Source organism: Modestobacter sp. VKM Ac-2986, from assembly GCF_026967795.1.
Lineage (GTDB): Bacteria > Actinomycetota > Actinomycetes > Mycobacteriales > Geodermatophilaceae > Modestobacter.
The window spans coordinates 1-2,499 of sequence record NZ_JAPVBH010000010.1; the positions used below are offsets into that span (position 1 = coordinate 1).

1 rRNA gene (only partly in view) is annotated in these 2,499 nt (G+C 57.7%); it reads right to left on the reverse strand.

The window, feature by feature from the left end:
- Positions 1-18: 18 nt before the first annotated feature.
- A 23S ribosomal RNA gene (locus tag O2W14_RS19920) occupies positions 19-2,499 on the reverse strand; it runs 135 nt beyond the window's last position.

Here is a 2,499-nt window from a genome sequence, read left to right on the forward strand (position 1 = left end):
AAAGGGCTGGGTGTTGTGTGAGTCAAGCCCTCGGCCTATTAGTACCGGTCAGCTCCACGACTTGCGCCGCTTCCACCTCCGGCCTATCAACCCGCTGGTCTGGGCGGGGGCCTTACCCGGTTGACCCGGTGAGAGACCTCATCTTGAAGAAGGCTTCCCGCTTAGATGCTTTCAGCGGTTATCCCTGCCGAACGTAGCCAACCAGCAGTGCTCCTGGCGGAACAACTGGCACACCAGAGGTTCGTCCGTCCCGGTCCTCTCGTACTAGGGACAGCACTTCTCAAGTCTCTTACGCGCGCGGCGGATAGGGACCGAACTGTCTCACGACGTTCTAAACCCAGCTCGCGTACCGCTTTAATGGGCGAACAGCCCAACCCTTGGGACCTACTCCAGCCCCAGGATGCGACGAGCCGACATCGAGGTGCCAAACCATCCCGTCGATATGGACTCTTGGGGAAGATCAGCCTGTTATCCCCGGGGTACCTTTTATCCGTTGAGCGACACCGCTTCCACATGCCGGTGCCGGGTCACTAGTCCCAGCTTTCGCTCCTGCTCGACCCGTCAGTCTCGCAGTCAAGCTCCCTTGTGCACTTGCACTCGACACCTGATTGCCAACCAGGCTGAGGGAACCTTTGGGCGCCTCCGTTACATTTTGGGAGGCAACCGCCCCAGTTAAACTACCCACCTGACACTGTTCCTGATCCGGATCACGGACCGAGGTTAGACATCCAATTCGACCAGAGTGGTATTTCAACGATGACTCCACGAACACTGGCGTGCCCGCTTCACAGTCTCCCACCTATCCTACACAAGCCGAACCGAACACCAATATCAAGCTATAGTGAAGGTCCCGGGGTCTTTCCGTCCTGCCGCGCGTAACGAGCATCTTTACTCGTAGTGCAATTTCGCCGAGCCTGTGGTTGAGACAGCTGAGAAGTCGTTACGCCATTCGTGCAGGTCGGAACTTACCCGACAAGGAATTTCGCTACCTTAGGATGGTTATAGTTACCACCGCCGTTTACTGGCGCTTGAGTTCTGAGCTTCGCCTTGCGGCTAACCCGTCCCCTTAACGTTCCAGCACCGGGCAGGCGTCAGTCCGTATACATCGTCTTTCGACTTCGCACGGACCTGTGTTTTTAGTAAACAGTCGCTTCTCACTGGTCTCTGCGGCCACCCACCGCTGCCCCGCGTAAGCGGTTCACAGCAGATGGCCCCCCTTCTCCCGAAGTTACGGGGGCATTTTGCCGAGTTCCTTAACCACAGTTCGCTCGATCGCCTTGGTATTCTCTACCTGACCACCTGAGTTGGTTTGGGGTACGGGCCGCTAAGAACTCGCTAGAGGCTTTTCTCGGCAGCATAGGATCATCCAATTCGCCTCATTCGGCTATGCGTCAGGCCTCACCCTCGTGTGGAACGGATTTACCTATCCCACGGGCCACACCCTTGCACCGGTACTACCATTCACCGGTAGGACTACCTTCCTGCGTCACCCCATCGCTTGCCTACTACCAGTCCGGGTCCCGCGTTCGGCCACATCAGTCCCGAAGGACAGTCAGTGGTTTCAGGCGGTTAGCATCGCTGGGTTCAGCATGGGCGTTCTTTCGCGGGTACGGGAATATCAACCCGTTGTCCATCGACTACGCCTGTCGGCCTCGCCTTAGGTCCCGACTCACCCTGGGCGGATTAGCCTGGCCCAGGAACCCTTGGTCATCCGGCGGGGGAGTTTCTCACTCCCCTTTCGCTACTCATGCCTGCATTCTCACTCGTGTGGCGTCCACGGCTGGATCACTCCGCCGCTTCAATCGCCACACGACGCTCCCCTACCCATCCACACACCTGGCCGGCACCACGAGGGTGACGACGGGTTCATGTGAATGCCACAGCTTCGGCGGTGTGCTTGAGCCCCGCTACATTGTCGGCGCGGAACCACTTGACCAGTGAGCTATTACGCACTCTTTCAAGGGTGGCTGCTTCTAAGCCAACCTCCTGGTTGTCACGGCAATCCCACATCCTTTTCCACTTAGCACACGCTTAGGGGCCTTAGCTGATGATCTGGGCTGTTTCCCTCTCGACTACGAACCTTATCGCCCGCAGTCTCACTGCCACGCTCTCACTTACCGGCATTCGGAGTTTGGTTGATTTCAGTAACCTTGTGGGGCCCCTAGACCATCCAGTGCTCTACCTCCGGCAAGAAACACGTGACGCTGCACCTAAATGCATTTCGGGGAGAACCAGCTATCACCGAGTTTGATTGGCCTTTCACCCCTACCCACAGCTCATCCCCTCCATTTTCAACTGAAGTGGGTTCGGTCCTCCACGCGGTCTTACCCGCGCTTCAACCTGGCCATGGGTAGATCACTCGGCTTCGGGTCTAGAGCACGCGACTCACTCGCCCTGTTCGGACTCGCTTTCGCTACGGCTACCCCACACGGGTTAACCTCGCCACGTACCGCTAACTCGCAGGCTCATTCTTCAAAAGGCACGCAATCACCCCCACGC